The sequence below is a fragment of the Modestobacter sp. VKM Ac-2986 genome, assembly GCF_026967795.1.
Lineage (GTDB): Bacteria > Actinomycetota > Actinomycetes > Mycobacteriales > Geodermatophilaceae > Modestobacter.
Window position 1 is genome coordinate 91,789 of record NZ_JAPVBH010000003.1, and the last position, 25,659, is coordinate 117,447.

Consider the following 25,659-nt stretch of genomic DNA (forward strand, 5'->3'; position numbering starts at 1 on the left):
GGCGGGCGGCGCAGGACCGTCCACCGGTGCCGGGCGGGTCCTGTGACCTGGACCACCTGCCGGTGGGGAGAGCGTCTAAGGACCCCGCCCGACCTGTCAACCTCAAGTCGCTTGACATCCCGTGAGTCCGGTCGCGGAGAAGAGCGGGGGGCCACGTCAGGCGGGTGTCAGGTGGCCTGATCGACGGGTGGGGCGCACTTCCGCTGGCCGGTAGGCCTGGTGCGTCCTCGCGAGATCGCGGTCCCCGTCGCCGATCGGGGCGACGGTCGCCCCTGTCAGACTCTCCCGGTGGGCGGCGGGCGGGCGGGGTGCGACCGGGTGCCTGCGGCACCCATCCGGCCGGCCGGCACGCGCTGCACGTCCCGGCACCCGGCCCCCGGGTCGTGACCGCCGCCGCTGGGGGGCCGGGTCCCGAGGACGTCGACGAGGCCCCCGTGCCGTCCGCGTCCGCGGTCGACCCGGACCGGGCTCCCCGGGCCGCCGCGTCCCGCGTGGAGTACGTCTCCCAGCGGCTGGCGCGGGCACTCACCCGGGCCACCGAGCTCGTCGTCGCGCGGCACTCGATCAGCGTGCCGGAGTACCGGATGCTGCTGCTGCTCAGCGACCAGGTCCCCCGGTCCAACGCGGAGCTGGCGCGGCTGATGTTCGTGTCGTCCCAGGCCACCCACCTGGTGCTGTCCGACCTCGTGGCGCGGGGGCTGGTGGGACGGAGTGCCCACCCCGGCAACAGGCGCGTCAGGCTGGCCCGCCCCACCGAGCTCGGCACCGTGACGCTGAACGCGTGCCTGGCCGACATGATCGGCATCGAGGACCGGATTCTCGCCGGCATGCCCCCCGCCGAGCGGGGCATGCTGCTGTCGGCGCTGCAGCACGCCGCAGAGGTCCTGGCCGGTGGGTACTTCGGCGACGAGGACCTCGAGCGCGAGGCGGTCGCGCTCCGCCGGCACCGCTCCTAGTCCGTCCGCCGGCGCCCGTCCGTCGGCACTGCCCCAGCTCCGCCCGCCGGGACCTCGCCCGCTCGGGAGGCGCTGGTCCGGGACGCCCCCGTGGCGCGGCAGCACCCCGGCGGCGGCCGGGTGGTCGTGCCCGCGGCCGGTGCCGGCCCGTGCGGGGCCTGGGCGTCACCGGTCGCCGCCTCCGTGCTCCCTGGACGAGATCGGCCGATATGACGTGAGGCGTTTTGTTGACGGTCGCCACGTTTCCGACTAACTTCCCCGGCGATGTGAGTTGCAGGTCACATCAGTGCGTCGACGGGGCAAGGGCGCCCCAGGACTGGAGTTCCCATGAAGAGGCTCGCGACAGCTGCGGCGGCCACGGCCCTGCTCACCCTCACCGCCTGCGGTGGCGGCGGTGGTGGGGACGGGGCAGCCGGGGGCACCGGCGCCGCCCCGGCCCCGGCCGATGCCGTGACGGCCGAGTTCTCCCAGGCGGCGGCCGACCTGCTGCCCCAGGCGATCAAGGACAGCGGCACGATGACCTGGACGGGGGCACCCAAGCCGCCCTTCTACGTCGACGGCGCCGACGGCTTCACCGGCCTGGGGCCGGACCTCGAGGCGGCGATGGAGCAGGTGCTCGACATCGACATCGAGTTCCAGCCGACCGACGGCCTCAACTCGGTCCTGCTCTCGCTGCAGTCCGCGCGGGCCGACTTCTTCATCGGTGGGGTGCGCGCCACCCCGGAGCGCCAGAAGGACTTCGACCTCGTGGGGTGGCTGACGATCGGCCCCTCCTACCTGATCAGCAGCGACCGGGCCGACGAGCTCAAGGCCCCCGGCGACCTGTGCGGGAACACCGTGGCCTACGAGGAGGGCAGCTCCATGGAGTCCTTCGTGACCAAGCTGGCCGAGGAGTGCTCCGCCGGGGGCGGCGAGACGCTCACGCCCCTCCCGCTCACCGCGGACGGCGCCCGGCTCGCCGTGGACTCCGGCCGCGCCGACGCGTTCGCGGCCAACGAGTCCGACGGCCGCTACATCCAGCTCCAGCGGGAGGGGAGGTACGAGGTCATCGTGCAGGACACCGGCTCCTCCGACCTCACCGCCGGGATGGCGCTGCGCGGCTCCGGCGTGGGCGAGGCCGTCACGGCCGCCTTCCAGGCCCTCATCGACCAGGGCGTCTACGAGGAGCTCATGACCAAGTGGAACCTCGCCGACTCCATGGTCGACGAGCCGGTCCTCAACCCGGCATGACCGGCCCTGGTCCGCGGTCGCTCAGGGCGACCGTCCCGGGGCGCCGCGGGGCGACCTCGGCCGCCGGGCCGGCCCGGTCCGCGGCCCCCGGGCCCGGGTCCGCGCCGTCCCCGGCCGTTACGGCGGCAGCGGCACCGGACGCGCGGGACAGCCGTCCCGAGCGGCGGCCGCTGCTGTGGCTGGCCTGGGCGGTGCTGGCCGTGCTGGCCGCACAGCTCGTGGCCTTCGTGCTGCGCAGCGACCGGCTGGAGCTGGAGGTCGTGGGGGAGTACCTGTTCGCCGAGCCCGTCCTGGACGGGCTCCTCACCACCGTCGTGCTGACGGTGGTGGCGACGGTCCTCGGCACCGCGCTGGGTGCGGTGGTCTGCCTGGCCCGGCTGAGCTCGCTGGCGCCGGTGCGCTACCTGGCCACGGCGTGGATCGCGGTCTTCCGCAGCGTGCCCCCGCTGGTCCAGCTGCTCTTCTGGTTCAACCTCGCCTACCTGGTGCCCGTGCTGTCCCTCGGCATCCCGTTCGGGCCGTCGTTCGGGGACTGGGACGCCAATGACGTGATCACCCCCTACACCGCGGCCGTGATCGGGTTGTCGCTGTACAACAGCCCCTACAGCGCGGAGATCATCCGCTCGGGTCTGTCCTCGGTGCCCCGGGGCCAGCTGGAGGCGGCCACGTCGCTGGGGCTGCCGGCCCGGGACACCTTCTTCCGCATCCGCCTGCCGCAGGCCACGCGGATCATCCTGCCGCCGATGGGCAGTCAGGTGATCTCGCTGCTCAAGGGCACGTCGCTGGTCAGCGTCATCTCCATGACCGACCTGCTCGGCGCGGCGCGGGAGGTCTACACCCGCACCTTCGAGGTCGTCCCGCTGCTGATCGTGGCGATCCTCTGGTACATCGTGCTCGTGGCCGTCCTCACCACGGGGCAGTCCTGGCTGGAACGGCGGTTCTCCCGTGGCTACTGACCCGATCCGCACCCCGGCGGCCGGGCCCGCCGACGCACCGCCGGTCCTGCGCGCCCGCGGGGTCGGCAAGGTCTTCGGCGGGGTCCAGGCCCTGCAGGGGGTCGACCTCGACGTGGCCGAGGGGGAGGTCGTCGTGGTCATCGGCCCCTCCGGCTCGGGCAAGTCGACGCTGGTGCGGTGCATCGACCAGCTCGAGCAGATCGACGCCGGCTCCATCGAGCTCGACGGTGAGCTGCTGGGCTTCCGGGTCGACCGCGGTGGGGTGCTCCGCCGGCTGCCGACGAGGCGGACCGCCGCCCAGCGCAGGCGGATGGGGATGGTCTTCCAGTCCTTCAACCTCTTCGCGCACCTGACCGTGGCCCGCAACGTGTGGGAGGCGCCGGTGCGGGCGCTGGGGGTCCCGGCCCCCGAGGCCCGCGAACGCGCCCGCGAGCTGCTGGAGCGGGTGGGCCTGGGACACAAGGCCGACGCCTACCCCTCCCAGCTGTCCGGCGGGCAGCAGCAGCGGGTGGCGATCGCCCGGGCGATGGCGATGCGCCCGCGCCTCATGCTCTTCGACGAGCCCACGAGCGCGCTGGACCCCGAGCTCGTGGGCGAGGTCCTGGGCGTCATGAAGTCCCTGGCCCAGGAGCGGATGACCATGATCGTGGTGACGCACGAGCTGCAGTTCGCCCGCGAGGTGGCCGACCGCGTCGTGTTCATGGACGCCGGGACCGTCGTCGAGCAGGGACCACCGGACCAGGTGTTCGGCCGGCCCGCGACCGAACGGCTGCAGACGTTCCTGCACCGGTTCTCCGCCGCTCCGTGACGACGTCCCCATCGGCCGTCGCGCGGGCGGGATCGGGGCAGGCTGCGCACGTCGACCGGGTGACCGGGGCCGGGGCGTCCGTCGTGACCGGTCTCCCGGCCGCGGAGGAGCTCGACGGGCACCGCCCCCAGACGCTGCTGTTCACCTTCCTCGGCAGGCACGTCCTCGGCTCGCCCACCGGGGTGGCCTCCAGCGTCCTGATCGCCGTCCTGGAGCAGCTGGGGGTCTCCCAGCAGGCGGCCCGGTCGACGATCACCCGGATGGTCAAGCGCGGTCACCTGGAACGGCACCGGATCGGGCGGCGCGCCTACTTCACCGTGTCGCCCTCCCTGAGCGGCGTCCTGACCGAGGGGGAACGGCGGATCTTCGGCCCGCCGTCGCCCGTCGACCGGGAGGGGACCTGGACCCTGCTCAGCTTCTCCATCCCGGAGAGCGAGCGGGCCGCCCGGCACAGCCTGCGGACGGCCCTGGCCTACCGGGGCTTCGGCCTGCTGCGCAGCGGGTTGTGGATCGCCTCGGGGGAGGTGGACGTGCTGCCCACGCTGGACCGGATGGGCCTGCGCGACCGGGTCGACGTGTTCCACGCCCGCCCGGCCGACCCGCACCGCCTGGTCGGCTCGGTCCAGGACGTGTGGGACCTGGACGCCGTCGCCGAGGGGTACCGCCGATTCCTGGACGTGTGGGGTGGTCGGCGTCCGCAGCCGGGCCGGTACCTGGCGAACGACGTGGCGCTCATCTCCGCCTGGCAGCAGGTCCAGGTCGCCGACCCCGGCCTCCCCGCCTCCCACCTGCCGCCCGACTGGCCCGCGGCGGCGGCCACCGAGCTCTTCCTCGAACGGTCGGCCCGCTGGCGGGCCGCCGCCGACGCCGAGTTCGGTGAGCTCCTGCGCGACGACGGCGCCGAGTCGGTGGCCCCCGCGGCCACCGTCGCACCGCTCCCGGGTCGCCCGGCCGCCCGGCTGGTCCGCGGCACCGGCGACCGCTGACGTCCCACCGTCGGCCCACCCCCACCTTCCCGCCCGACGTCGACGCCGACGTCCGCCGTCCGGACCCGCCCGCCTCGGGCGGCCCGGGCGATGCGGACGTCGCACCCTGGAGGACTGCGATGAGCACCGCCCCGAACCCCACCGGACCCGACGAGCCGACCGACGAGCGGCCGCTGGCCGGCATCCGGGTCCTGGACCTGACCCGGGCCCTCGCCGGCCCCTACGCCACCCTGCTGCTGGCCGGTCTCGGTGCCGAGGTCATCAAGATCGAGGACCCGCTGCACGGGGACCTCGCGCGGGAGAACAGCCCCTACCTCGGCGCACGGGGGGTGGTCGTCGAGCGGCGTGACCCCGACGACGTCTCGCTGTCCCACCTGACCCGGTCCCGCGGCAAGTCGGGGGTGACCCTGGACTTGAAGAACCCGATGGCCGCCGAGGTCTTCGCCGACCTGGTCGCCGGGTGCGACGTCGTCGTGGAGAACTTCACCGCCGGCACGGCCCGCCGCCTGGGGGTCGACTACGAGCGGGTGCGCGAGCTCAACCCGCGGGTGGTCTACCTGTCGCTGAGCGGGTTCGGGCAGGACGACAAGGCCGGCAGCAAGGCGATGGACGTGCTGGTGCAGGCCCTCAGCGGGGTCATGTACACCAGCGGGGAGGCCGGGGAGCCGCCGGTGCGGCTGGGGATCCCGGTGGCCGACATGCTCGCCCCGGTCTTCGGGGTCATCGGCATCCTGGCCGCCCTCGAGCGGCGCCACCGCACGGGCGAGGGCGACTGGGTCGACGTGTCCATGCTCGGTGCGCTCACCTCCTTCGTCGCCATCGAGAACTGGGGCGCCATGGCCGCCGCGGGCATGGAGGCGCGGACCGGACGGACCGTGCACCGCCTGTCGCCGTTCGGGGTCTTCGAGTGCCGCGACGGCCACGTCGCGATCGTGGCGGTGCACGACAAGCTCGCGACCGGGCTGTTCACCGCCATGGGCGACCCCGGGATGGCCGAGGACGACCGGTACCGGACCCGGGACCGCCGGGTGTCCAACGCCCGTGCGCTGGAGGCCCGCATCGAGGAGTGGACCCGCTCCCTCCCGATGGCCGAGGTGCTCGCCCTGCTGGAGGCGCAGGGGGTGCCGGCCGCACCGGTGCGCACCCCGGAGGAGGCGTTCGCCGACCCGGGCACGCTGCGCCGCCAGGAGGCGGTCCCGGTCGTCCACCCGGTGCACGGGCCGGCCGAGGGACTGCACACCGCCGGGGTGCCGATCACCTTCACCTCCGGCCGGGTCGGCTTCGACGACGTCCTGCCCCTGCACCTGGGACAGCACAACGACGACGTCTACGGCGGGCTGCTGGGCTACGACGCGGAGAAGCTGCGGGTCCTGCGGGAGCGGGGGGTCATCTGATGCCCGGTACCCCCACCGGCACCCCCACCGGCACCCCCACCGCGGCCCTGGCCGCCGCCCACGCGGCCCGCCGGGACCCGGCGTCCTGGGCGGACGCGGGGCCCGCGGTGCTGGTGCTCGGGCCGGTGCCGGCGGCGGAGCTGGTGCTGGCGGCCGGGCTGCACCCGGTCGAGCTGACCGCCGACCCGGTGGCCGGCACCCCGACCCTGGACGCGCTGGCGGGCCCGGTCGCGCTCGGGTGGCGGGGCCGCTCGCTGCTGGAGCAGGTGCTGGTGCTGGGCGACCGCCCGGCCGCGGTCCTGTTCACCGGCACCACCGCCACCGACGCCGGGCTCTACGCCACCGTGCGCGAGCTCGCGCGCACCACCGGCGTGCCGCTGCCGCCGTGCCACCACCTGGACGCCCCGGGCCTGGACCGCGGGTCCTCCGCCCGGTACCGGCGGCACCGGTTCACCGAGGCGATGGGGTGGCTGGGCGGCCTCTCCGGCCAGGAGGTCACGCCCGAACGCCTGCGCAGCGCGGCCGAGGTCGTGGCCGCCCGCGACGCGCTCCTGCGGGTGCTGCGCGAGGAGCGCCGGTCGGCCACCCCGCGACTCGGTGGCCACGCCGCGGCGGTCGCCCGCCAGGCCGGCGCGGCGCTGGGTCCGGCCCGCCACCACGAGCTGCTGGCCGCGCTGGTCGCCGAGGACTTCCGGTCCTCGCCCACGCCGGCCGCCCCTGGGGAGCGCATCGTGCTGTCCGGCAGCACGCAGGAGGACCCGTGGCTCTACGAGGTCCTCGAGCGGTCCGGGGTCGTCGTCCTGGGGGCGCACGAGGGCGGGGAGACCGGCGGGTGGACCGACGTCCCGGTGGACGTGGTCGGGGCGCTCGCCGAGCGTCCCGTGGGCTGGCCGGGCCGCCCCGCCGCCGACGACGGGGCGCTGGTGGACCACCTCGTCCGGGAGGCCCGCGAGCTCGCCGCGACGACGGTCGTGCACGTCGCCTGGACCGGGGACGAGGTCGCCGCGTGGGACGCCGCTCGCCTGGTCGCGGGCGCCCCGGAGGGCCTGGCGGTGGTGACGGTGTCCGGCGCGCCCTCACCGGCACGGGCGGAGGGCCTGGCGGCCGACTGGGCCACAGGCGGCCTGCGCACGCCCGCGCCCACCGTGGTGGTGACGCCCCCGACGCCGACCGTCCCGGCGGACGGTCGCCGGGCCGGGGCGGGTGCGGCGAGCGGGTCGCCCACCGCCGGTGCCGCACGACCGCGCTCGCGGAAGGTGCTCACGGTCAGCGACGAGTTCTCCGCCCACCAGCGGGAGTGGTTCACCGACACCACGCAGCGGGCCCGGGACGGCGAGCCCTTCGCCGTCGTCGCCGCGGACTACCCGCACGAGCTGCTGCGGGCGCTGGACGTGCCCTACGTGGTCACCCAGTGGTGGGCCTCGATCGTCGGGGCCAAGCGGCTCATGGCCAGCAACGCGGCGGCGCTCGGGTCCGCCGGCTACGACCCCCTCGTGGAGCCCTACAGCACCCAGGGCCTGGCCAGCCACCTCAACGACGAGCAGCCCTGGGGCGGGCTGCCCCGCCCCGGCGTGCTCGGCGCCACCCTGGGGACGGCGCCCACCCAGCGCATCCACACGGCCTGGGCGCGGGAGACCGGGGCCCGGTACCTCCCGGTGGAGCGCTCGGCCGAGGTGCGGTGGTCGCTGTCCCCGACGTGGTGGGAGGACCTGCGCCACGACTGGGACACCGCGCTGGAGCCCGTCCGGCTGGACCTGCTGACCGAGGAGCTCGCCGGGGTCGTGCGCGGCCTGGAGGAGCAGACCGGGCGACGGCTGGACCTCGACCGGCTGCGGGAGGTCCTGGACCTGGCCAACGAGCAGGCGCAGGCAAACCGGCAGGCCCGCGACCTGCTCGCTGAGGCCCGCCCGGCCCCTGCGGGGATCGTGGACACGATGCCGGCGACCATGGTGCCGCAGTGGCACCGCGGCACGGTCTGGGCGCGGGACGCCGCCCGGTCGCTCCGGGACGAGATCGCCGGGCGGGTGTCCGCCGGGCAGGGCGTGGTCGCCGACGAGCGGGTGCGCCTGATGTGGGTCGGCCGGGGGATGTGGGGCGACACCGCGCTCTACCAGCACCTGGAGGACAGCCACGGCGCGGTCTTCGTCTGGTCGATGTACCTGGGGCTGGCGGCCGACGGGTACGAGCGTCAGTGCGCCCCGGACCAGGACCCGCTGCGGGCCCTGGCCAGTCGGTTCGTGACGATGGGCGACGAGCTGCGGATGCCCACGTGGGCCGGGGCCTGGCACGTCAAGGAGGCCCGGTTGCACGGGGTGGACGGCGCCGTCGCCGTCGCCGACGCCGACCCCTTCGTGCTCCGCGCCCTGGAGGAGGCCGGCACACCGGTGCTCCGCCTCGGGCTGGACAACACCGACCACCAGGGCGGCGCGCAGGCGCGCGAGGCCCTGCAGCGCTTCGTCGAGGGTCTCGGGACGGCGGGGACGCGGGCGGCCGGGACGGTGGGGACGCGGGCGGCAGGGACGGTGGGGCACCGCGCGCCGTGAGGGTCGCGGGTGGCCGGGCGCCTGGGACGTGGTCCCGGCACCGCCGCCCACCACCCGGGCCGGCCGACCGGCCACCGTTCCTGCGGGGGCGCTTCCTGGGGTACGTGCTCGGCGCGCTGACCTCCAGCACCGGCATCTGGATGCTGCGCCTGGGGCAGACCCTGACCCTGCTGCAGGTCCCGGGTGTCACCGGCTGGAGCGTCGGGGCGCTCGCCGCCCTGCAGACCGCACCGCTGATCGTGCTGGCCCCGGTGGTCGGCCTGCTGTCGGACCGGGTGCACCGGCTCCGGTTGCTGGTGGTCGGTCAGCTGTCGATGGCCGGGGTCGCGGTGGTGGAGGCGTGGTCGTCCCTCACCGGCAGGAGCTCGGTCACCCAGTCCCTGGTGCTGGCCGCGGTGCTGGGCTGCGCGGCCGCGCTGGACCACCCGGTGCGGACCTCGGCGGTCGCCGACCTGGTCGCCGTCCCCGACCTGCCCCGCGCGGTGGGGTCCGTCGTGCTGACCACCCAGCTCGGCCGGGTGCTCGGCCCGGCGGCGTGCGCGGCCCTCACCGCGGTCCGGGGCACGTCGGCGGTGTTCCTGGCCTGCATCGGGCTCTTCCTCGCCTTCGCCGCGGTGCTGCTGACCGGGGTGCGCCAGGGTCGGTCGCCGTCGCGGGCCGGGGGCGGCTTCCGGGCGGCCCGGCGCGCCCTCCGGGAGGACCCCACGCTGCTCGTCGTCCTGTGGTTCGTCGGCTGTGGCGGACTGGTCGGGCCGAACCTGACGACGCTGGCCACCCTGACCGTCGGGCTGGAGCTGGGCGGCGGTGCCCTGGAGGTCAGCGCGGCGGCGCTCGCGCTGGCCGTGGGAGCGGTGATCGGGGCGGGCGCCACGAGCATCGGTCGCCGAGGCCCGACGCTGCGCAGCGTCGGGGTGGCCACCGCCGCCTGCGGGGTGACCGCGGCCGCCTCCGGCGCCGCGCCCAGCCACCCGGTCTACCTGGGGGCGCTCGTGCTGTGCGGGGCGACCGCCCTGTTCATGGCCTCCCAGGCCGGCGCGCTGGTGCAGGTGCGGGTGCCCGAGGACGTCCGGGGGCTGGTGACGGCGCTGTTCTCCGTCGCGCTGATCGCCGGCGTGCCGGTGGGGGCACCGCTGATGGGCTGGGGGGCCGACGTGCTCGGGCCGCGGCTCACCGCCGGGGTGTCCGGGCTGCTCGTGGTCTGCGGTGCCCTCGCGGGGGCGGCGTACCTGCGCTGGGGACCGGCCCGCCGACGCCGCCCGGCGTAGGTCCGCCCGATCTCAGCGGCCGTGGGCCCGCAGGCTCCGCTCCAGCGCCGTCCGGGCCGCGGGCACCAGGCCCTCGAGGACGCGCCGGTAGGTGGCCGTGCTCTCGTCGGCCGGCCAGTCCGGCCCCAGCTGCGCGGCCGGCAGGCCCGGGTCGGCGCGCAGGAGTGCCAACCAGTCGGCGCCCAGGAGCGTGAGCTGGGCCAGGGACCCGGCGACCCGGGACGGCCGTCCCCAGGTGTCGATGAACCAGGTGTGCGAGGCCCGGACGGCCGGCACGTCCCAGGCCCGGTGCACCAGCCGGTGCACGTCGGTCCCGGGCAGCGGACTCGCGCTGAACGCGTCGGCCAGCCCGGCGGCGTCGGCCAGGTCCGAGGAGCCCAACACGGTGGCGACGTCGACCGACCCGGGAGCGATCCACAGCCCGTCCCGCAGGCCGCCGAAGCCGGCCCAGGTGAGCCGGGCGCGGACGCGGTGGCGCAGGTCGCGGCGGCTCTCCGGCACCGAGTAGCTCAGCAGAGTCCACTCGCCCTCCGGGTGCCTGAAGGGGGCCGGGGAGCTCACCCGCCGGGACGCCTGGCGCAGGACGTCCTCGGCGAGCGCGGTGAGCTGGTACTCCGCCGTCCGGCCCACCTGCCCCCGGACCAGCAGGCCGCGCTGGGTCATCCGCTTGAGGGTGGCGCGCGCCGCGGACTCGGTGACCCCGAGGTCGGCCAGCAGGTCCAACAGCGTGATCGAGGGCAGCGGCGGCAGGCCCGCGTCGACGACCAGGGCACCGAAGAAGCTCAGCAGCAGGGACTGGGGGCGGTGCGGGACCTCGAGAGCCGGTGCCGGTGCGTCCTGGGGGTCGTCGTCGTCGACGGCCGGCAGTGCGCTCATGGGGCCTCCCTGATCAGTCGTCGACCTCAGCCACGGCCTGACCAGGGTGACCCGAGGACCGACATCATCGCGACCGGCGTCCACCGCACGCGCACAGGGGGAGCAGCCGCGTCACCGGCGGAGGTGGTGGCGGCGGTCGGGCCCGCTCAGCCCTGGGCGCGCAGCTCGGCCAGGATCGGCCGGGCGACCGCCAGCGCGTGGTTGGCCGCGGGCACGCCGGCGTAGACGGCGGTGTGCAGGCAGACCTCGGCGATCTCCTCGTCGGTCAGCCCGTTGTTGACCGCCGCCTTCACGTGCAGCGCGAACTCGTCCCAGTGCCGCAGCGAGGCAGTGATGGCCAGGGTGAGCATGCTGCGCTCGCGCCGACCCAGCCCCGGCCGCTGCCACAGATCGCCCCAGGCGACCCGGGTGATGAAGTCCTGGAAGTCGGCGGTGAACGGGGTGACGGCGGCGACGGCCCGGTCGACGTGCGCGTCGCCCAGCACCTCCCGCCGCACCCGCATGCCGGCCGCGCGGCGCTGCTCGTCGGTCTCCAGCGGTCCGGTCTCCAGCGGTTCGGTCACGGGGTGCCTCCGGTGGCGTGCGCGATCAGGGCCTCGGCCACCGCGGCGGGCTGCTCGAGGTTGGCCAGGTGGGCGGCCGGGCTGAGGCTGAGCAGGCGTGCGCCCGGGACGCCGTCGGCGATGGTCCGCTGGTGCTCCGGCGGCACCGCCTCGTCCTCGGCGCCGGACACCACCAGCGTCGGGGCGGTGATCCGGTGCAGGTCGCCGCGCTGGTCCATCCGCGCGATCGCCAGGCAGCAGCCGGCGTACCCCTCGTCGTCGGCGGCGGTGACCATCGCCTGCAGCCGGGCCACCAGGTCGGGGTGGGCGGCGGCGTGGGGCGGGGTGAGCCAGCGGGAGACCACCGGTTGCGCGATGGCGACCGTGCCCTCGGCACGGACGGTGCGCGCCCGGTCCTCCCACCTCGCCGCGTTGCCGGTGTGCGCCGAGCTGCACAGCACCGCCAGGGTCAGCACCCGCTGCGGCTCGCGCACCGCCAGCCGCAGGCCGGTCATGCCGCCGATGGACACCCCGGCGACGTGCGCCTGCTCGACGCCGAGCCGGTCCAGCAGCGCCACGACGTCGTCGGTGAGGTCGTCGATCGTCAGGTCGCCCCGGGACGACGGTGACCGGCCGTGCCCGCGGGTGTCGTAGCGGACCACCCGGAACCGCTCGGTGAGCGCCGGCAGCTGCGGGTCCCACATCGACAGGTCCGAGCCGAGGCTGTTCGACAGCAGCAGCACCGGGGCGTCGTCCGGGCCCTCGACGACGGTGTGCACCTCGACGGCGGTCACGGCGTCCCTCCCTGGTCGGCGAGCACGTGGGCGGCGAGCGCGGCGTCGGTCTGGGCGCCGGCCTCCCCGACGTCGGGGGCGCCGTCGGCGACCAGCGCCGCGCCGTCGACGTCGGTGCGCGCCAGCACCAGGTCGGGGAACGGGCGGCCGGTCGTGGCCGCCTCCCGCACCGCGGCGGCCGCGGCGTCGTGCGCGGCGCCGGCGCCCAGCGCGGGCGTGAGCGCCTCGGCCAGGGCGCCGGCCAGCTGCGGGTCACCGGCAGCGGCGACGGTGGCGGCCATCCGGTCGGTGTCCAGCCGCAGCGAGGACAGGCACTCGGCCAGCCAGGACGCCGCCGACCCCACCGTGGCCAGCAGGTCGGTCAGCGTGGGCCACTCCGCGTGCCAGGTGCCCGCGCCCCGCTCGTGCTCCTGCTCCATCGCCGCGTAGAGCGTCGCCACCAGCCCGGGCGCGCGGCGGGCGCAGGCCCGCGCGGAGATCGCGGCCACCGGGTTGGCCTTGTGCGGCATCGCCGAGGAGCCGCCGCGGCCCTCGGCGACCTCGGCCACCTCGCCGACCTCGGTCTGGGCCAGCAGGACCACGTCGAGCGCGATCGTGGCGACCACCCCGGCGGCGGCGCCGAGCACCCCGGCGACGTCGGCGATCGGCAGCCGCACGGTCGACCACGGCACCGCGGTGGTGGCCAGGCCCAGCTCGACGGCGAGCTCGCGGCGCAGGTCGACCCCGGAGCCGGAGCTGGCGGCCAGCGTGCCCACCGCGCCGCCGTACTGGACCGGCAGCCCGGCGACCACGGCGGCGATCCGCGTCCGGACGCCGTCCAGGCCGGCGAGCCAGGTCGCGGCCTTGAACCCGGCGGTGATCGGCAGGGCCTGCTGCATGAGCGTGCGGCCCATCAGCACGTCGTCCCGGTGCTCGGTCGCGAGCCGGGCGCACGCGTCGGCGGCGGTGCCGAGGTCGGTGGCGATCAGCTGGAGACCGCGCCGGGCCAGCAGCACGGCCGCGGTGTCCACGACGTCCTGGCTGGTGGCGCCGACGTGCACCGCGCCGGCGGCGTACGGGCCGGCGGCGTCCCGCAGCGCGCGCACCAGCGGGGGCACGGGGTTGCCGGCGTCCCCGGCGTGCGCGTGCACCGCGGCGAGGTCGAGCCGGGCGGGGTCGGCGCAGACCCGGCTCACCTCGTCGGCGGCGGTCGCGGCGACGAGGCCGACGCGGGCGGCGGCGCGGGCGAGCGCGCCCTCCACCTCCAGGAGGGCGACCAGCCAGGGGTCACCCGGGCCGGCGGACACCGGGCCGCGGGCGAAGGTCGCATCCAGGAGGCTCACGCGGGCATCCTGCCCGGTGCGCCGCTCACACCGCGAGGAAGACGGTCTCGACCATGCCCTTGGCCGCGCAGTCCTGCAGGTGCAGGTCCAGGACGTAGCCGTCCTCGCCCGGCTGGGCGATCAGCGTCCGCCGGGCGTCGTCGTCGGGCAGGGCGGACAGCAGTGGGTCCGCGGCGTTGGCCTCGGCCTCGTCGGCGAAGTAGATGCGGGTGACCAGCCGGTCCAGCAGACCGCGGGCGAACACCGAGACGTCGACGTGCGGTGCCTGCCAGCCGCCCGCGCCGTCGGGCACCGGGCCGGGCTTGAGGGTGCACACGGCGTAGGCGCCGCCGTCGACGGTGTCCGAGCGCGCGAAGCCGCGGAACCCGGGCACGGTCACCGCGCCGCGCGGGTCGTCGGGGTGGGCGAAGCGCCCGTCGGGATCGGCCTGCCAGGTCTCGACCATCGCGTCGGGCACCAGGTCGCCGTTGCCGTCGAACACCCGGCCGCGCAGCCAGATCGCGCCCGGGGTGCCCTCGGCGACCGCGTGCGGGCCGTCGGGCCAGGTGAGCCCGATCGCCAGGTAGGGCCCGACGGTCGCGCTGGGGGTGGTGCCCAGCCGGAACGGCTCGTCGAGGAACCCGCTGCCCCGGCGTGGGGTGCCCGGGACCCGGTCGTTGTCCTCCCGCGCGCCGCGCACGAGGGGGGACAGGTGCGGGCTGCTCATGCGACATCTCCGTCGTCGTCGGTCTCGAACGGGGTCTGGTCGGCCCCGCGCAGGACGACGTCCCACTGGAAGGCCAGCGCCCAGTTGTCCTGGGTGCGCTCCAGGTCGAACCGGCTGATCGCCCGGTGCCGGGCGGTCGGCGGGATCGCGTTGAAGATCGGGTCCTGGCCGAACAGCGGGTCGTCGGGGAAGTACATCTGGGTGACCAGCCGCTGGGTGAACGCGGTCCCGAAGAGGCTGAAGTGGATGTGCGCCGGCCGCCAGGCGTTGTGGTGGTTGCCCCAGGGGTACGCGCCGGGCTTGATGGTGGTGAACTCGTAGCGGCCCAGGGCGTCGGTGACCACCCGGCCCAGGCCGTCGAAGTGCGGGTCCAGTGGCGCCGGCCAGTTGTCCACCACGTGCCGGTACCGGCCGGCGGCGTTGGCCTGCCACACCTCGACCAGCGCGTGCGGCACCGGGCGGCCGTCGCTGTCGAGCACCCGGCCGAAGACGATGATCCGCTGGCCCTGCGCCTCCCCGCCCATCCGCAGGGTGAGGTCGGCGTCGGCCGCGGTGACCCGGTCCTCGCCCAGCACCGGGCCGGTCACCTCGGTCAGCCGGTGGGGGAGGTCGACGGGGGTGCGCAGCGGGGCGCGGAGCGCCGTGCTGCGGTAGCCGGGGAAGGCCAGCGGGGTGCGGCTGGACTCCGGTTCGCGCCCGTACCGCGGGAGCACCAGGGCGCTGTCCTGCGGCGGTCGCGGGTCGCGCGATGTGGTCCCGGTCATACTCGGCGACGGTAGGGCGTCGCCGTAGGGTGCCCAAGCAGGGACTTCCACTGAGAGGAAGACAGCATGTCCGGTGGAGCTGCCGCGACGGGGCGGTCGGTGACCTCGCGCGCCCTGGGCGTCCTCGACGCCTTCGACGCCGGCCACCACCGGCTCACGCTGTCGGAGGTCGCGGCGCGCTCGGGCACCCCGCTGACCACCGCCCACCGCCTCCTCGCCGAGCTGGTCGCCTGGGGGGCGCTGGTCCGCCGGGACGACGGACGCTACGAGATCGGCCGCAAGCTGTGGGACCTCGGCCTGCTCGCCCCGGTGCAGCTGGAGCTGCGCCAGGTCGCCGCCCCGTTCCTGCTGGACGTGCACACGGCCACCCGGGACACCGTGCACCTGGCCGTCCGCGAGGGCGCCCGGGCGCTGTACGTGGAGCGGATCTCCGGCCGGGAGTCGGTGCCGATCGTCAGCCAGGTGGGCAGCCGGCTGCCGCTGCACGCCACCGCCGTGGGCAAGGTGCTGCTGGCCTCGGCGCCGGACGACGTCGTGGAGCAGGTGCTGCGGGCCCCCACCCGGGAGACCCGGCACACCGTGGTCGACCCCCGGCGGATCGCCCGGGACCTCGAGGGTGTGCGCCGGGACGGCTGGGCGCGGACGTGCGAGGAGATGTCGCTGGGAGCGGCCTCGGTCGCCGTCCCGGTCACCGTCGAGCGGGCGTCGGGGCCGGTGGTGGTGGCCGCGCTGGGCATCGTCGTGGCCGCTCACCGCCGGGACCTCGGCCGGCTGGCGCCGGTGCTGCAGGTGGCCGCCCGGGGCATCGGCCGGGCGGTGGGCGGCGCCGAGCCGTTCCGCTGAGTGCTTCCGCTCAGCGGGAGGACGGGCTGGGAGGCGTCGGGTCGGCAACGCACACTCCGGTCATGCGCACCCAGGTGGGGATCATCGGTGCCGGCCCGGCCGGCCTCCTGCTGTCCCGGCTCCTGCAGCTGCAGGGCATCGACACGGTGGTCCTGGAGAACCGGTCCCGCGACTACGTCGAGGCCCGCATCCGGGCCGGCATCCTCGAGGAGCACACCGTGCAGACCCTCGTCGACGCCGGCGTCGGGGAGCGACTGCAGCGGGAGGGGCTGCCGCACGACGGGGTGTACCTGCAGTACCCCGGCGTGCGCCACCACCTGGACTTCCCGTCGCTGTGCGGGCGGCGGGTGTGGGCCTACGGGCAGACCGAGGTCACCAAGGACCTCATCAGTGCGCAGCTCGACGACGGCCCGCCGCTGCTGTTCGGCGTCAGCGACGTGGTCCCCGAGGACGTCGACGGCGACGCCCCGCGGATCCGGTTCACCGACGCCGACGGCGTCCCGCAGGTGCTGGAGTGCGACGCGATCGCCGGCACCGACGGCTTCCACGGCGTCTCCCGGCCGGTCGTCACCGCGGGCACCAGCGGGCGACTGTGGGAGCGCACCTACCCCTACGCCTGGCTCGGCGTGCTCGCCGACGTCGCGCCCTCGACCGACGAGCTGGTCTACGCCTGGCACCCCGACGGGTTCGCGTTGCTGTCGATGCGCTCGCCGTCGGTGTCCCGGCTGTACCTCCAGGTCGACCCCGGCGAGCGGATCGAGGACTGGTCCGACGACCGGATCTGGGAGGCGCTGGCCACCCGCTCGGCGCTGGAGGGCTGGGAGCTGCAGACCGGCCCGATCACCGAGAAGTCGGTCCTGCCGATGCGCTCGTTCGTCTCCGCGCCGATGCGCCGGGGCCGGCTCTTCCTCGCCGGGGACGCGGCGCACATCGTGCCGCCGACCGGGGCCAAGGGCCTCAACCTCGCCGTCGCCGACGTCACCCTGCTGGCCGGCGCGCTGACCCGGCTGCTGGCCGAGGGGCGCTCGGACCTGGTCGACACCTACTCCGACCGGGCGCTGGCCCGGGTCTGGCGCTGCACCCACTTCTCCTGGTGGATGACCTCGATGCTGCACCGCGCCGGCGACGACTTCGACGCCGAGCTGCAGCTGGCCCAGCTGCGCCGGGTCTGCGGCTCCGAGGCCGCCGCCCGCGAGCTGGCCGAGAACTACACCGGCCTGCCGGTCGGCTGACCGCCGCGGTCTTCCGCTGGACGGAACCAGCCGCTTGGCGGTCCGGTCCCGCGCTGACACGGTGACCCGATGGACGACGTCGTCATCTGCGCACCGCTGCGCACCCCCGTCGGCCGGATGGGTGGGGTCTTCGCGGGCCTGTCGGCCAACCAGCTCGCCGCCACCGCGATCCGTGCCCTGGCCGAGCGCACCGGGCTGGGCGAGGGCGAGGTCGACGACGTCGTGCTCGGGCACTGCAACCCCAGCGGCGAGAATCCCGCGATCGGCCGGATCGCCGCCCTGGACGCCGGGCTCGGGGTGCAGGTGCCCGGTCTGCAGCTCGACCGGCGGTGCGGCTCGGGCCTGCAGGCGGTGCTCTACGCGGCGATGACCGTCGCCTCGGGTGCGGCGACCACCGTCGTGGCCGGCGGTGTGGAGTCGATGAGCTCGGTCGAGCACTACGCCCTGGGCCTGCGCACCGGCGTCCGGGGCGACGGGACGATGCTGCACGACCGCCTCGCCCGCGCCCGGGAGACCGCCGGCGGCGTGGACCACCCGGTGCCCGGCGGGATGCTGGAGACCGCGGAGAACGTGCGCCGCGAGCACGACATCGACCGGCTGGCCCAGGACGCGTGGGCGCTGCGCTCCCAGCAGGCCGCGGGTGCCGCGATCGCCGCGGGCCGGTTCGCCGACGAGATCGTCGGGGTCGAGGTGCCGGGCACCCGGAAGACACCGGCCCACGTGGTCACCACCGACGAGCACCCCCGTCCGGACACCACCATGGCCGACCTCGCGAAGCTGCGGCCGGTCATGGGCGCGGTCGACCCGCACGCGACGGTCACCGCCGGCAACGCGTCGGGTCAGAACGACGGGGCCGCGGTCTGCCTGGTCACCACCCGCGCCGAGGCCGACCGCCGCGGCTGGGACCCCTTCCTGCGGGTCACCGGCTGGGCGGTGGCCGGCGTGCCGCCGGAGACGATGGGCATCGGGCCGGTGCCGGCCACGGCCGCGGTGCTGGCCCGCACCGGGCTGACCTTCGCCGACCTGGACCTCATCGAGCTCAACGAGGCCTTCGCCAGCCAGGTGCTCGCCTGCCTGGACCTCTGGGGCCTGGGCACCGAGGACCGCGAGCGGGTCAACGTCAACGGCTCGGGCATCTCGCTGGGCCACCCGGTGGGGGCCACCGGCGCCCGGATCCTGGCCACCCTGGCCCACGAGCTGCGCCGCCGCGAGGGCCGCTACGCCCTGGAGACCATGTGCATCGGCGGCGGGCAGGGCCTGGCCGCCGTCTTCGAGCGCGTGGTCTGACCGCACCCCAGCAGGGCCCCCCGCCGTCCGGCGGGGTGGGCACACCAGTCGATCGGGAGATGGAATGGACAAGGTCGTCCCCAGCGCCGCCGAGGCGGTGGCCGACATCGCCGACGGGGCCACCCTGGCCGTGGGTGGCTTCGGGTTGTGCGGCGTGCCGTTCGGCCTGATCGAGGCGCTGCTGGCCCAGGGGACCTCGGGGCTGACCACGATCTCCAACAACTGCGGGGTCGACGACCAGGCGCTGGGCGTGCTGCTCTACGCGGGCCGGATCACCAAGACGATCAGCTCCTTCGTCGGCGGCAACAAGGAGCTGGCCCGCCTCTACCTGTCCGGGCAGCTGGAGGTCGAGCTGACCCCGCAGGGCTCGCTGGCCGAGCGGCTGCGCGCCGGCGGCACCGGCATCCCGGCCTTCTACACCCCGACCGGGGTCGGCACGCTCGTCGCCGAGGGCGGCATCCCGGTGCGCTACGACGCCGACGGGAACGTGGTGGCCACCAGCCCGCCCAAGGAGGTCCGCCGGTTCGGCGACACCGACTACGTGCTGGAGACCGCCCTGACCGCCGACTTCGGGCTGGTCCGCGCCGCGGTCGGCGACCGGCACGGCAACCTGGTCTTCGCCGCCTCCGCCCGCAACTTCAACCCGCTGGCCGCGATGGCCGGCCGGGTGACCATCGCCGAGGTCGAGGAGCTCGTGGAGCCGGGGGAGATCCCGCCGGAGCAGGTCCACCTGCCCGGCGTGTACGTCCAGCGGGTCGTGGCCGTCACCGACCCTGCCCGGCCGATCGAGAAGCGCACCACCCGGCCCCGCCGGGCGCCGGGCACCCCGGCGGCGGCCGGCGACGAGACCACGGAGGCCTGAGATGGCACTGTCCCGCGACCAGCTCGCCGCCCGGGTCGCCGCCGACCTGCGCGACGGCCAGTACGTCAACCTCGGCATCGGCATGCCCACGCTGGTGCCCGGCCACGTGCCCGACGGCGTGCACGTCGTGCTGCACAGCGAGAACGGCGTGCTCGGTGTCGGCCCCTACCCCTTCGAGGGCGAGGAGGACGCCGACCTGATCAACGCCGGCAAGGAGACGATCACCGTCCTGCCCGGGGCCAGCTACTTCGACTCCGCAGCCTCGTTCGGGATGATCCGCGGTCACGTCGTCGACGTCGCCGTCCTGGGGGCGATGCAGGTCAACGTCCGCGGCGACCTGGCCAACTGGCTCATCCCCGGCAAGATGGTCAACGGCATGGGCGGGGCGATGGACCTCGTCCACGGCGCCCGCGAGGTCGTCGTGATGATGGAGCACACCGCCCGCGACGGGTCGCCCAAGATCGTCGAGGAGTGCTCCCTGCCGCTCACCGGCCGGGCCTGCGTCGACCGCATCGTCACCGACCTGGCCGTCGTCGACGTCACCCCCGACGGGCTGGTGCTGCGCGAGGTCGCCCCCGGCGTCACCGCCGCCGACGTCGTGGCCGCCACGGGCGCCCCGCTGCACGTGCCCGACGACGTCCCGACGATGCAGGTCGGGCACGCCGGCTGACCACGCCGGACAGGGTCAGCCGGCAGGCAGCTCCCGCAGCCCGAGCAGCCGGTCCAGCACCCGGAACCGGTAGGCCGCCCCCAGCGCGAGGAACCACAGGACGAGCACCGGCAGCACGATCGTGTACACCGGCGGGGCGGCGCCGGTCAGGCCGAGGTAGGTGGAGACGGCCGGGGTGAGCAGTGCGGCGAGCAGCACGACGAGCAGCCCGGCGACCAGCAGCCCGGTGCGGCGGTCGGTGACGGGGGTGAAGACGGCGAACACCCGGGCCGGCGGTACGAGGAAGAGGACCAGCAGCACCGAGGCCAGCGACACGAAGGTGTTGAGCCCGGTCTGGGCGCCGATCGCGGAGGCCGCCTCGGCGAAGTCGGCGTCGGTGCCGTAGGTCAGCCCGGTGTAGCTCTCGAACTCGGTCACGACGAAGTCGGGCGCGCGCCCGGTGGTGAAGACGTCGGACAACCCGGTGTACAGGAACGCGTAGACGGCGACGCCGCCCCCGGCGGTCAGCAGGGCGGCCGGGACGACGAACCGGCCGAGCGTCCCCAGCACGTGCGGGTCCGGGGGTGCCGGCCGCGCCCAGGCGGTGAGCACCAGGGTGGGCAGGCCGACGGTGAACAGCGTCAGGCCGCCCTGGGCGGGGGAGTAGGGGAAGCCCAGGCCGAGCATCGTGACCGCCACGATGACCAGGGCCTGGGTGGCGACCCGGGCCAGGAAGAGCTGCGCGGAGGTGGTGATGCCGGCGATCAGGCGCCGCCCCAGCCGGCGGGCGGGCACCAGGGCCGCCAGGGAGTCCCCGGTCAGCACGATGTCGGCCACGTCGCGGGTCACCGCGCTCCCGCTGGCCATGGCCACCCCGACCTGGGCGGCCTTGAGCGCGCGGGCGTCGTTGACGCCGTCGCCGACCATCGCCACGTGGTGGCCCTGCCGCCGCAGCGCGGTCACCACCCGTTCCTTCTGCTCCGGCGCCACCCGGCCGAACACCGAGCCCGTCGCGACGACGGCCTCGAGCTCGGCGTCGGTGAGCTCCGGGAAGTGCCCGGCGTGCACGCCGGTGGCGTCCCGCAGCCCGGCGCGGGCGGCCAGGGCGGCGACGGTCCCCGGGTCGTCGCCGGAGAGCACCGTGACCGCGATGCCCTCCTCGGCGAAGCGGGCCAGGGTGGCGGGCACGTCCGGGCGCAGCTCGTCGGCCAGCGCCACCAGGGCCAGCGCCTCCAGGCCGGGCAGCACCGGCCGCCCGGCGGCGTCCCGCAGCGGGGCCGCGGGGTCGGTGGCCCGGGCGAACACCAGCACCCGCAGGCCCTGCGCCGTCCGGGAGGTGACCCCCACGGGCGGCAGCGCGGTCCCCAGCGCCGGGGTCAGTGCCTCGGGGGCACCCAGCACCCACGTCGCACCCGCCGTGCGCACCGCGCTCCACCGCAGCGCGGAGCTGAACGGCACCTCCTCGACCACCGCGACCGGGGCACCCGGCAGGGCGCCGGCCAGCGCGGCGCTGGTCAGGTTGGGGGCGCCGGTGCTGTGCGCCATCGCGGCCAGCGCAGCGGTGACGGTCGCGCCGTCCTGCCCGCCGAGCGGCACCAGCTCGGCGACGGTGAGCCGTCCGGTGGTGAGCGTGCCGGTCTTGTCGGTGCACAAGACGTCGACGTTGCTCACCGACTCCACCGCGTTGACCCGCTGCACGAGCGCGCCCTGCCGGGAGGTGGTGACCGCGCCGGCGGTGTAGGCCAGCGCGATGAGGAAGAACAGCCCGTAGGGCACCAGCCCGGACAGCACGGCGGTGATCTGCACGACCCGCACCAGCGACAGCCCCTCCAGCGCCGCCTGGGCCAGGATCGCCCCGCTCATCAGCACCACCAGCAGCATCGTCAGCCGGACGACGAAGGCGATCCGCCGCTGCAGCGGGGTGGTGTCGGTGGTGGCCCGACGGGCCTCGGCGGTGAGCCGCTGGGCGTGGCTGTCGGCGCCCACGTCGCGGGCCAGCTGCAGCGCCGCGCCCCCGACCACCACGCTGCCCGACAGCAGGTCCTCGCCCTCGGAGCGCAGCTGGGCGTCGGACTCACCGGTCAGCAGCGACTCGTCCACCTCGGCCTGCCCGGCCAGCACCGGGCCGTCGACGACGAGCTGGTCACCGGGCCGGACCCGGACCACGTCGCCGCGCACCACCTCCTCGGGACCGACCTCGGTGTCGGCGCCGTCCCGGACGACGACCACGGTGCCCCGGGCCAGCAGCTGCAGCCGGTCCAGCTGCCGCTTGGCACGGATCTCCTGCACCGCGCTGATCGCCGCGTTGAGCACCCCGATGCCCACGCTGATCAGCGCGTCGCCGGGCCGGCCGAGCGCCAGCAGCGCGACGCCCACGGAGAACAGGATCGAGTTGTACAGGTTGAGCACGTTGGTGCGCACGATCCGCCCGTACGTGCGGGAGGACGCGCTGACCGCGTCGTTGCCCTCGCCCCGGCGGCGGCGGGCAGCCGCCTCGCCGGAGGACAACCCGAGGGTCGGCGGCGCGGCCGTGAGGCTGGGGGTCACCGGCCCAGCATGACCACCCGAGCGGGGACGACGCCGGTCGACACGGCCGGCCGACGGGATCGTCCCCGGCCGCGCCGCGTGGACGGTGGGCGGTCGTCCACGCGGCGCCGTGCGGGTCAGGCGTCCAGGCCGGTGTAGGTCGGGGTCTCCGCGGCCCCGTCCCAGGTGACCCGGAAGGTGAAGGCCTCCTCGAGGTCGGCGCGGTACTGGTCGGCCTCGTCCTGGGTGAGGGTGCCGTCGGCCAGCAGCGTGTCGATGGCGACGCCGTACTCGGCGACCATGCCGTCGATGAGCTCCTGCGGGTCGATGCCCAGGTCCTCGGCGACCTCGGCCAGGCCCTGGCCGGCGTCCATGCGCACGTGCAGCTCCTCGTGCGTGATGCCCAGCACCGCGTCGAGGACGTCCTCGACCGGCTGGTGGCCGCGGTGCAGGTCCAGGGCGGGGTCGCCGTAGGCGTCCTGGACCAGCGCGACGAGCTCCTCCTCGGTGGTCACGGAGGAGACGTCGACCGAGCCGCCGGGCCCGCCCGTGCCGCCACCGGGCCGGCCGCCGCCGAACTCGGAGGTCTCCGTGGTCGCCGTCGCGGAGTCGGCGGCGCTGCTGGAACTCGCGGCACTGCTGGTGGAACCGGCGGCGGCGGAGCTGTCGGTCGTCCCGCAGGCGGCGAGAGGGAGTGCGAGGGAGAAGGAGAGGGCGAGGGTGGCCACGGCCTTGCGGATCTTCACGGTGGTCCTGTCGGTCGGGGTCGCCGGGGCGACTCGATGTGTGGGGACCACCGTCCGGCCCGGACCTCGGTGGAGGGCCTGTGCTCCCTGTGCGCCGGCTGGGCATCGACTGGACGGCAAGGCACACCTGGTCCTCAGCGAGGGCACAGGGTGCGCGGCCACGGTCGTCCCCATGACGACCCGACGCAGCCGTGCCCTGGCCGGCTCCGCCCTCACCGCTGCCCTCGCCGGTCCGCTCACCCTGCTCACCGCCGGCGCGGCCCGGGCGCACAGCCTGCAGAGCAGCACGCTGGCCGTGCGGGTCGGCGAGGAGCAGGTCGAGGCCACCGTCTCCGTCGCCGCCGACACCCTGGACGGGGTGGTCGGGGAGGCCGCGACCGACGCCGACATGACCGCCTACCTCGCCGACCACCTCACCGTCACCGGCACCGACGGCACGGCGTGGGCCGAGACCTGGTCGGCCGTGACCCGCGAGACGGTGGAGGGGATCGACTCCTACAGCGTCGACGTCGTGCTGGACACCGGGGGTGCGGACCCCTCGTCGTTCACCCTCGCCCATGACGGTGTCATCGAGGCCGATGCCTCCCACGAGGCGGTGGTCGTGCTGACCGACGCGGCTGGTGACATCTCCACCCCGGGTGTGCTCACCGCCGCCGACGACACGCTCACCATCGGGGACACCGCCGCGACCGGGGCGGCCGACAGCGGCCTGCTGGACATGGTCGGGTACGGGCTGCACCACGTGCTCGAGGGCGCGGACCACCTGCTGTTCCTCCTCACCCTGCTGCTGGTCGCCCCGGTGGCCGCGGCCGGCGGCCGGTGGGTGCGCCGCGAGGGCCTGCGGCCCACGCTGAGCTCGGTGCTGGCGATGGTCACCGCCTTCACCGTCGGGCACTCGCTGACCCTGCTGGCCTCCGCGCTGGGCTGGGTCACCGCCCCCGGCACGCCGGTGGAGGTGCTCATCGCCGTCTCCGTCGGCGTCGCCGCCGTGCACGCGCTGCGCCCGCTGGCCCGCCGCGGCGAGGTGCTGGTGGCCGGTGGGTTCGGCCTGGTGCACGGGCTGGCGTTCGCCGGCACCCTCACCGACCTGGGCCTGGCCGGGACGACGTCGGTGCCGGCGCTGCTGGCGTTCAACGTGGGCGTCGAACTCGCCCAGCTGCTCACCGTCGCGCTGGTGTTCCCCTCCCTGTACCTGTTGTCCCGCACCCGCTGGTACCCGCGGGTGCGGGTCGCCGGTGCGGTGGTCGCCCTGGTCGCCGCGACCACCTGGGCGCTGGACCGGCTGGGTTGGCTGGCCGACCCGCTGGCCGGGGTGGAGGAGGCGCTGGTGGCCCACCCCTGGTGGGTCGTCCTCGGCATGGCCGTGCTCGCCCTGACCGCCCTGGCCGTGAGTGGTCGTGCGGTCGACCGGTCGGTCGGTGCTGACGCCGACCGCGCCGGCCGGCGCGTGGCGGCACTCCGGTGAGCCAGGCCGGCGTCCGGCGGGCCGTTGCCGCTCCGGGCGGCGCGGGGGTCCCGCAGCCAGGCCCGCTCGGGCCGGTGCTGGTCGTCATCGCCGGGCTGCCCGGCAGCGGCAAGACGACACTGCTGCGCCGGCTGCTCGAGCGGGCCGGCAACCTGCCTGCGTCCCCGACCGGACTGGACGCCGAGGAGGTCGCGGCCCGGCTGCGGGAGTCCGGCCTGACCGTTCCGTACCGGGTGCTGCGCCCGGTCGTGCACGTCGCCCACCGCTGGCGGGTGCTGCGCGTCCTCGCCGGGCCGGCGCCGGTGGTCCTGCTCAGCGATCCGTGGACCAGCGGGCCGTGGCGGCGGGCCGTGCTGGCTGCCGGGCGATGCGCCGGGCGGTCGGTACGACTGGTGGTGCTCGACGTGCCGGCGGAGACAGCCGTCGCAGGGCAGCGCGTTCGTGGGCGGACCATCCCGGCGCGGCGGATGCGCAGGCACACGGCCCGCTGGACGCGGGGGCTCACCGAGCTGCCAGCCGACGCCGTCCTGGTCAGCCGATCGCAGGCCGACCGGCTCACGCTGGACGCCGTGGTCGGCGGAGCACCGGCGGCCTGACGAGCCCCTGGCTCGCGCCACCGGTCCACGGCCGCGCGGTTGCGAGGGCGGTTCCCTCGACCACCGCCTCGTAGCGGCGGACGTCGGGAGACCCGCCGTCCAGGTCGGTGGGACACCGTTGCCAGAGGTGAGGTGGCCCGTGCGGACAGTCGGCAGGTGCTGGACGCGGCACCCGCCCCCGACCCACGACGCGGGAGTCGGGTGGTCGCAGCACCGCGACGCCGTCGTGCAGACCGCCGGTGGGACGTCCTGGACCCGGCTGTCGCGGCCGGTGGGCGGCGGCGACCTGACGGCCGAGCCTGCCGCTGCCG

23 protein-coding genes are annotated in these 25,659 nt (G+C 75.7%); 15 read left to right on the forward strand and 8 right to left on the reverse strand.

The features are described 5' to 3' along the window. The first annotated feature begins 434 nt into the window (after nt 1–434). The 8 genes from O2W14_RS08380 to O2W14_RS08415 all read left to right on the forward strand — a co-directional run bounded on the left by O2W14_RS08380 (nt 435) and on the right by O2W14_RS08415 (nt 10,138). Nucleotides 435–956 (forward strand): MarR family winged helix-turn-helix transcriptional regulator, encoded by a 522-nt coding sequence (locus O2W14_RS08380; RefSeq protein WP_269175624.1) that lies wholly within the window; start codon nt 435–437, stop codon nt 954–956. Between the two features lie 327 nt (nt 957–1,283). Then, nucleotides 1,284–2,186, forward strand: coding sequence for a transporter substrate-binding domain-containing protein (locus O2W14_RS08385; RefSeq protein WP_269175625.1), 903 nt, complete (start codon nt 1,284–1,286; stop codon nt 2,184–2,186). Beyond that, the gene (locus O2W14_RS08390; RefSeq protein WP_269175626.1) at nt 2,183–3,142 is read left to right on the forward strand and encodes an amino acid ABC transporter permease; all 960 of its coding nucleotides are present in this window, start codon (nt 2,183–2,185) and stop codon (nt 3,140–3,142) included. The genes O2W14_RS08385 and O2W14_RS08390 overlap by 4 nt, the downstream gene beginning before the upstream one ends. Further along, the gene (locus O2W14_RS08395; protein WP_269175627.1) at nt 3,132–3,950 is read left to right on the forward strand and encodes an amino acid ABC transporter ATP-binding protein; all 819 of its coding nucleotides are present in this window, start codon (nt 3,132–3,134) and stop codon (nt 3,948–3,950) included. Before O2W14_RS08390 ends, O2W14_RS08395 begins: the two co-directional genes overlap by 11 nt. Nucleotides 3,951–4,033: 83 nt before the next feature. Next, nucleotides 4,034–4,936 (forward strand): PaaX family transcriptional regulator, encoded by a 903-nt coding sequence (locus O2W14_RS08400; RefSeq protein ID WP_269175628.1) that lies wholly within the window; start codon nt 4,034–4,036, stop codon nt 4,934–4,936. Between the two features lie 119 nt (nt 4,937–5,055). Next, nucleotides 5,056–6,330 carry a CaiB/BaiF CoA transferase family protein gene (locus O2W14_RS08405; RefSeq protein WP_269175629.1) on the forward strand — a complete coding sequence of 425 codons (1,275 nt, stop codon included), beginning with the start codon at nt 5,056–5,058 and terminating at the stop codon, nt 6,328–6,330. Continuing rightward, complete coding sequence (locus O2W14_RS08410; RefSeq protein WP_269175630.1) at nt 6,330–8,873, forward strand: 2-hydroxyacyl-CoA dehydratase family protein; 2,544 nt, start codon at nt 6,330–6,332, stop codon at nt 8,871–8,873. The genes O2W14_RS08405 and O2W14_RS08410 overlap by 1 nt, the downstream gene beginning before the upstream one ends. Nucleotides 8,874–8,977: 104 nt before the next feature. Further along, nucleotides 8,978–10,138: an MFS transporter gene (locus O2W14_RS08415; protein ID WP_269175631.1), complete on the forward strand. Its 1,161-nt coding sequence runs from the start codon at nt 8,978–8,980 to the stop codon at nt 10,136–10,138. A gap of 12 nt (nt 10,139–10,150) precedes the next feature. Here the strand turns inward: O2W14_RS08415 and O2W14_RS08420 are convergent, their stop codons facing one another. The 6 genes from O2W14_RS08420 to pcaH all read right to left on the reverse strand — a co-directional run bounded on the left by O2W14_RS08420 (nt 10,151) and on the right by pcaH (nt 15,142). Next, on the reverse strand, nt 10,151–11,014 hold the full coding sequence (locus O2W14_RS08420; protein WP_269175632.1) for a PaaX family transcriptional regulator: 864 nt from the start codon (nt 11,012–11,014) through the stop codon (nt 10,151–10,153). Nucleotides 11,015–11,160: 146 nt separating this feature from the next. Then, nucleotides 11,161–11,577 carry a 4-carboxymuconolactone decarboxylase gene (gene pcaC, locus O2W14_RS08425; RefSeq protein WP_269175633.1) on the reverse strand — a complete coding sequence of 139 codons (417 nt, stop codon included), beginning with the start codon at nt 11,575–11,577 and terminating at the stop codon, nt 11,161–11,163. Next, the gene (gene pcaD, locus O2W14_RS08430) at nt 11,574–12,350 is read right to left on the reverse strand and encodes a 3-oxoadipate enol-lactonase (RefSeq protein WP_269175634.1); all 777 of its coding nucleotides are present in this window, start codon (nt 12,348–12,350) and stop codon (nt 11,574–11,576) included. Before pcaD ends, pcaC begins: the two co-directional genes overlap by 4 nt. Beyond that, nucleotides 12,347–13,672, reverse strand: a complete 1,326-nt coding sequence (locus O2W14_RS08435) for a lyase family protein (protein ID WP_269175635.1) — start codon at nt 13,670–13,672, stop codon at nt 12,347–12,349. The genes pcaD and O2W14_RS08435 overlap by 4 nt, the downstream gene beginning before the upstream one ends. A gap of 25 nt (nt 13,673–13,697) precedes the next feature. Next, nucleotides 13,698–14,378, reverse strand: coding sequence for a protocatechuate 3,4-dioxygenase subunit alpha (gene pcaG, locus O2W14_RS08440; protein ID WP_269175636.1), 681 nt, complete (start codon nt 14,376–14,378; stop codon nt 13,698–13,700). After that, nucleotides 14,375–15,142: a protocatechuate 3,4-dioxygenase subunit beta gene (gene pcaH, locus O2W14_RS08445; RefSeq protein ID WP_269175637.1), complete on the reverse strand. Its 768-nt coding sequence runs from the start codon at nt 15,140–15,142 to the stop codon at nt 14,375–14,377. Before pcaH ends, pcaG begins: the two co-directional genes overlap by 4 nt. Before the next feature lie 66 nt (nt 15,143–15,208). On the opposite strand from pcaH, the gene O2W14_RS08450 reads away from it, so the two are divergent. The 5 genes from O2W14_RS08450 to O2W14_RS08470 all read left to right on the forward strand — a co-directional run bounded on the left by O2W14_RS08450 (nt 15,209) and on the right by O2W14_RS08470 (nt 20,036). Further along, on the forward strand, nt 15,209–15,985 hold the full coding sequence (locus tag O2W14_RS08450; protein WP_269175638.1) for an IclR family transcriptional regulator: 777 nt from the start codon (nt 15,209–15,211) through the stop codon (nt 15,983–15,985). A gap of 62 nt (nt 15,986–16,047) precedes the next feature. Next, nucleotides 16,048–17,217, forward strand: coding sequence for a 4-hydroxybenzoate 3-monooxygenase (locus O2W14_RS08455; RefSeq protein WP_269175639.1), 1,170 nt, complete (start codon nt 16,048–16,050; stop codon nt 17,215–17,217). Between the two features lie 69 nt (nt 17,218–17,286). Continuing rightward, nucleotides 17,287–18,504 (forward strand): acetyl-CoA C-acetyltransferase, encoded by a 1,218-nt coding sequence (locus O2W14_RS08460; protein WP_269175640.1) that lies wholly within the window; start codon nt 17,287–17,289, stop codon nt 18,502–18,504. 64 nt (nt 18,505–18,568) lie between these two features. Further along, on the forward strand, nt 18,569–19,366 hold the full coding sequence (locus tag O2W14_RS08465) for a CoA transferase subunit A (protein WP_269175641.1): 798 nt from the start codon (nt 18,569–18,571) through the stop codon (nt 19,364–19,366). 1 nt (nt 19,367) lies between these two features. Further along, a complete protein-coding gene (locus O2W14_RS08470; protein ID WP_269175642.1) occupies nt 19,368–20,036 on the forward strand; it encodes a 3-oxoacid CoA-transferase subunit B in 669 nt (222 codons plus the stop codon). Between the two features lie 15 nt (nt 20,037–20,051). Here O2W14_RS08470 and O2W14_RS08475 read toward each other — a convergent pair whose 3' ends face one another. Both O2W14_RS08475 and O2W14_RS08480 read right to left on the reverse strand, forming a co-directional pair. Beyond that, nucleotides 20,052–22,562 (reverse strand): HAD-IC family P-type ATPase, encoded by a 2,511-nt coding sequence (locus O2W14_RS08475; protein WP_269175643.1) that lies wholly within the window; start codon nt 22,560–22,562, stop codon nt 20,052–20,054. A 116-nt stretch (nt 22,563–22,678) separates the two neighbouring features. Next, on the reverse strand, nt 22,679–23,287 hold the full coding sequence (locus O2W14_RS08480; protein WP_269175644.1) for a hypothetical protein: 609 nt from the start codon (nt 23,285–23,287) through the stop codon (nt 22,679–22,681). 172 nt (nt 23,288–23,459) lie between these two features. Here O2W14_RS08480 and O2W14_RS08485 point away from each other — a divergent pair, with 172 nt between their 5' ends. Together O2W14_RS08485 and O2W14_RS08490 are read left to right on the forward strand one after the other, a co-directional pair. Next, entirely contained in the window at nt 23,460–24,752 is a 1,293-nt protein-coding gene (locus O2W14_RS08485; RefSeq protein ID WP_269175645.1) for a HupE/UreJ family protein, read from the forward strand. Nucleotides 24,753–24,826: 74 nt separating this feature from the next. Beyond that, nucleotides 24,827–25,348: an AAA family ATPase gene (locus O2W14_RS08490; RefSeq protein ID WP_269175646.1), complete on the forward strand. Its 522-nt coding sequence runs from the start codon at nt 24,827–24,829 to the stop codon at nt 25,346–25,348. Nucleotides 25,349–25,659 lie beyond the last annotated feature (311 nt).

Bases quoted from the DNA above. Each gene is read 5' to 3' on its own strand.
- O2W14_RS08405 (WP_269175629.1), top strand. From the start codon at position 5,056: ATGAGCACCGCCCCGAACCCCACCGGACCCGACGAGCCGACCGACGAG.
- O2W14_RS08460 (WP_269175640.1), top strand. From the start codon at position 17,287: ATGGACGACGTCGTCATCTGCGCACCGCTGCGCACCCCCGTCGGCCGG.
- O2W14_RS08470 (WP_269175642.1), top strand. From the start codon at position 19,368: ATGGCACTGTCCCGCGACCAGCTCGCCGCCCGGGTCGCCGCCGACCTG.
- O2W14_RS08465 (WP_269175641.1), top strand. From the start codon at position 18,569: ATGGACAAGGTCGTCCCCAGCGCCGCCGAGGCGGTGGCCGACATCGCC.
- pcaH (WP_269175637.1), bottom strand. From the start codon at position 15,142: ATGACCGGGACCACATCGCGCGACCCGCGACCGCCGCAGGACAGCGCC.
- O2W14_RS08420 (WP_269175632.1), bottom strand. From the start codon at position 11,014: ATGAGCGCACTGCCGGCCGTCGACGACGACGACCCCCAGGACGCACCG.
- O2W14_RS08455 (WP_269175639.1), top strand. From the start codon at position 16,048: ATGCGCACCCAGGTGGGGATCATCGGTGCCGGCCCGGCCGGCCTCCTG.
- O2W14_RS08390 (WP_269175626.1), top strand. From the start codon at position 2,183: ATGACCGGCCCTGGTCCGCGGTCGCTCAGGGCGACCGTCCCGGGGCGC.
- O2W14_RS08485 (WP_269175645.1), top strand. From the start codon at position 23,460: ATGACGACCCGACGCAGCCGTGCCCTGGCCGGCTCCGCCCTCACCGCT.
- O2W14_RS08385 (WP_269175625.1), top strand. From the start codon at position 1,284: ATGAAGAGGCTCGCGACAGCTGCGGCGGCCACGGCCCTGCTCACCCTC.
- pcaG (WP_269175636.1), bottom strand. From the start codon at position 14,378: ATGAGCAGCCCGCACCTGTCCCCCCTCGTGCGCGGCGCGCGGGAGGAC.
- O2W14_RS08410 (WP_269175630.1), top strand. From the start codon at position 6,330: ATGCCCGGTACCCCCACCGGCACCCCCACCGGCACCCCCACCGCGGCC.
- O2W14_RS08450 (WP_269175638.1), top strand. From the start codon at position 15,209: ATGTCCGGTGGAGCTGCCGCGACGGGGCGGTCGGTGACCTCGCGCGCC.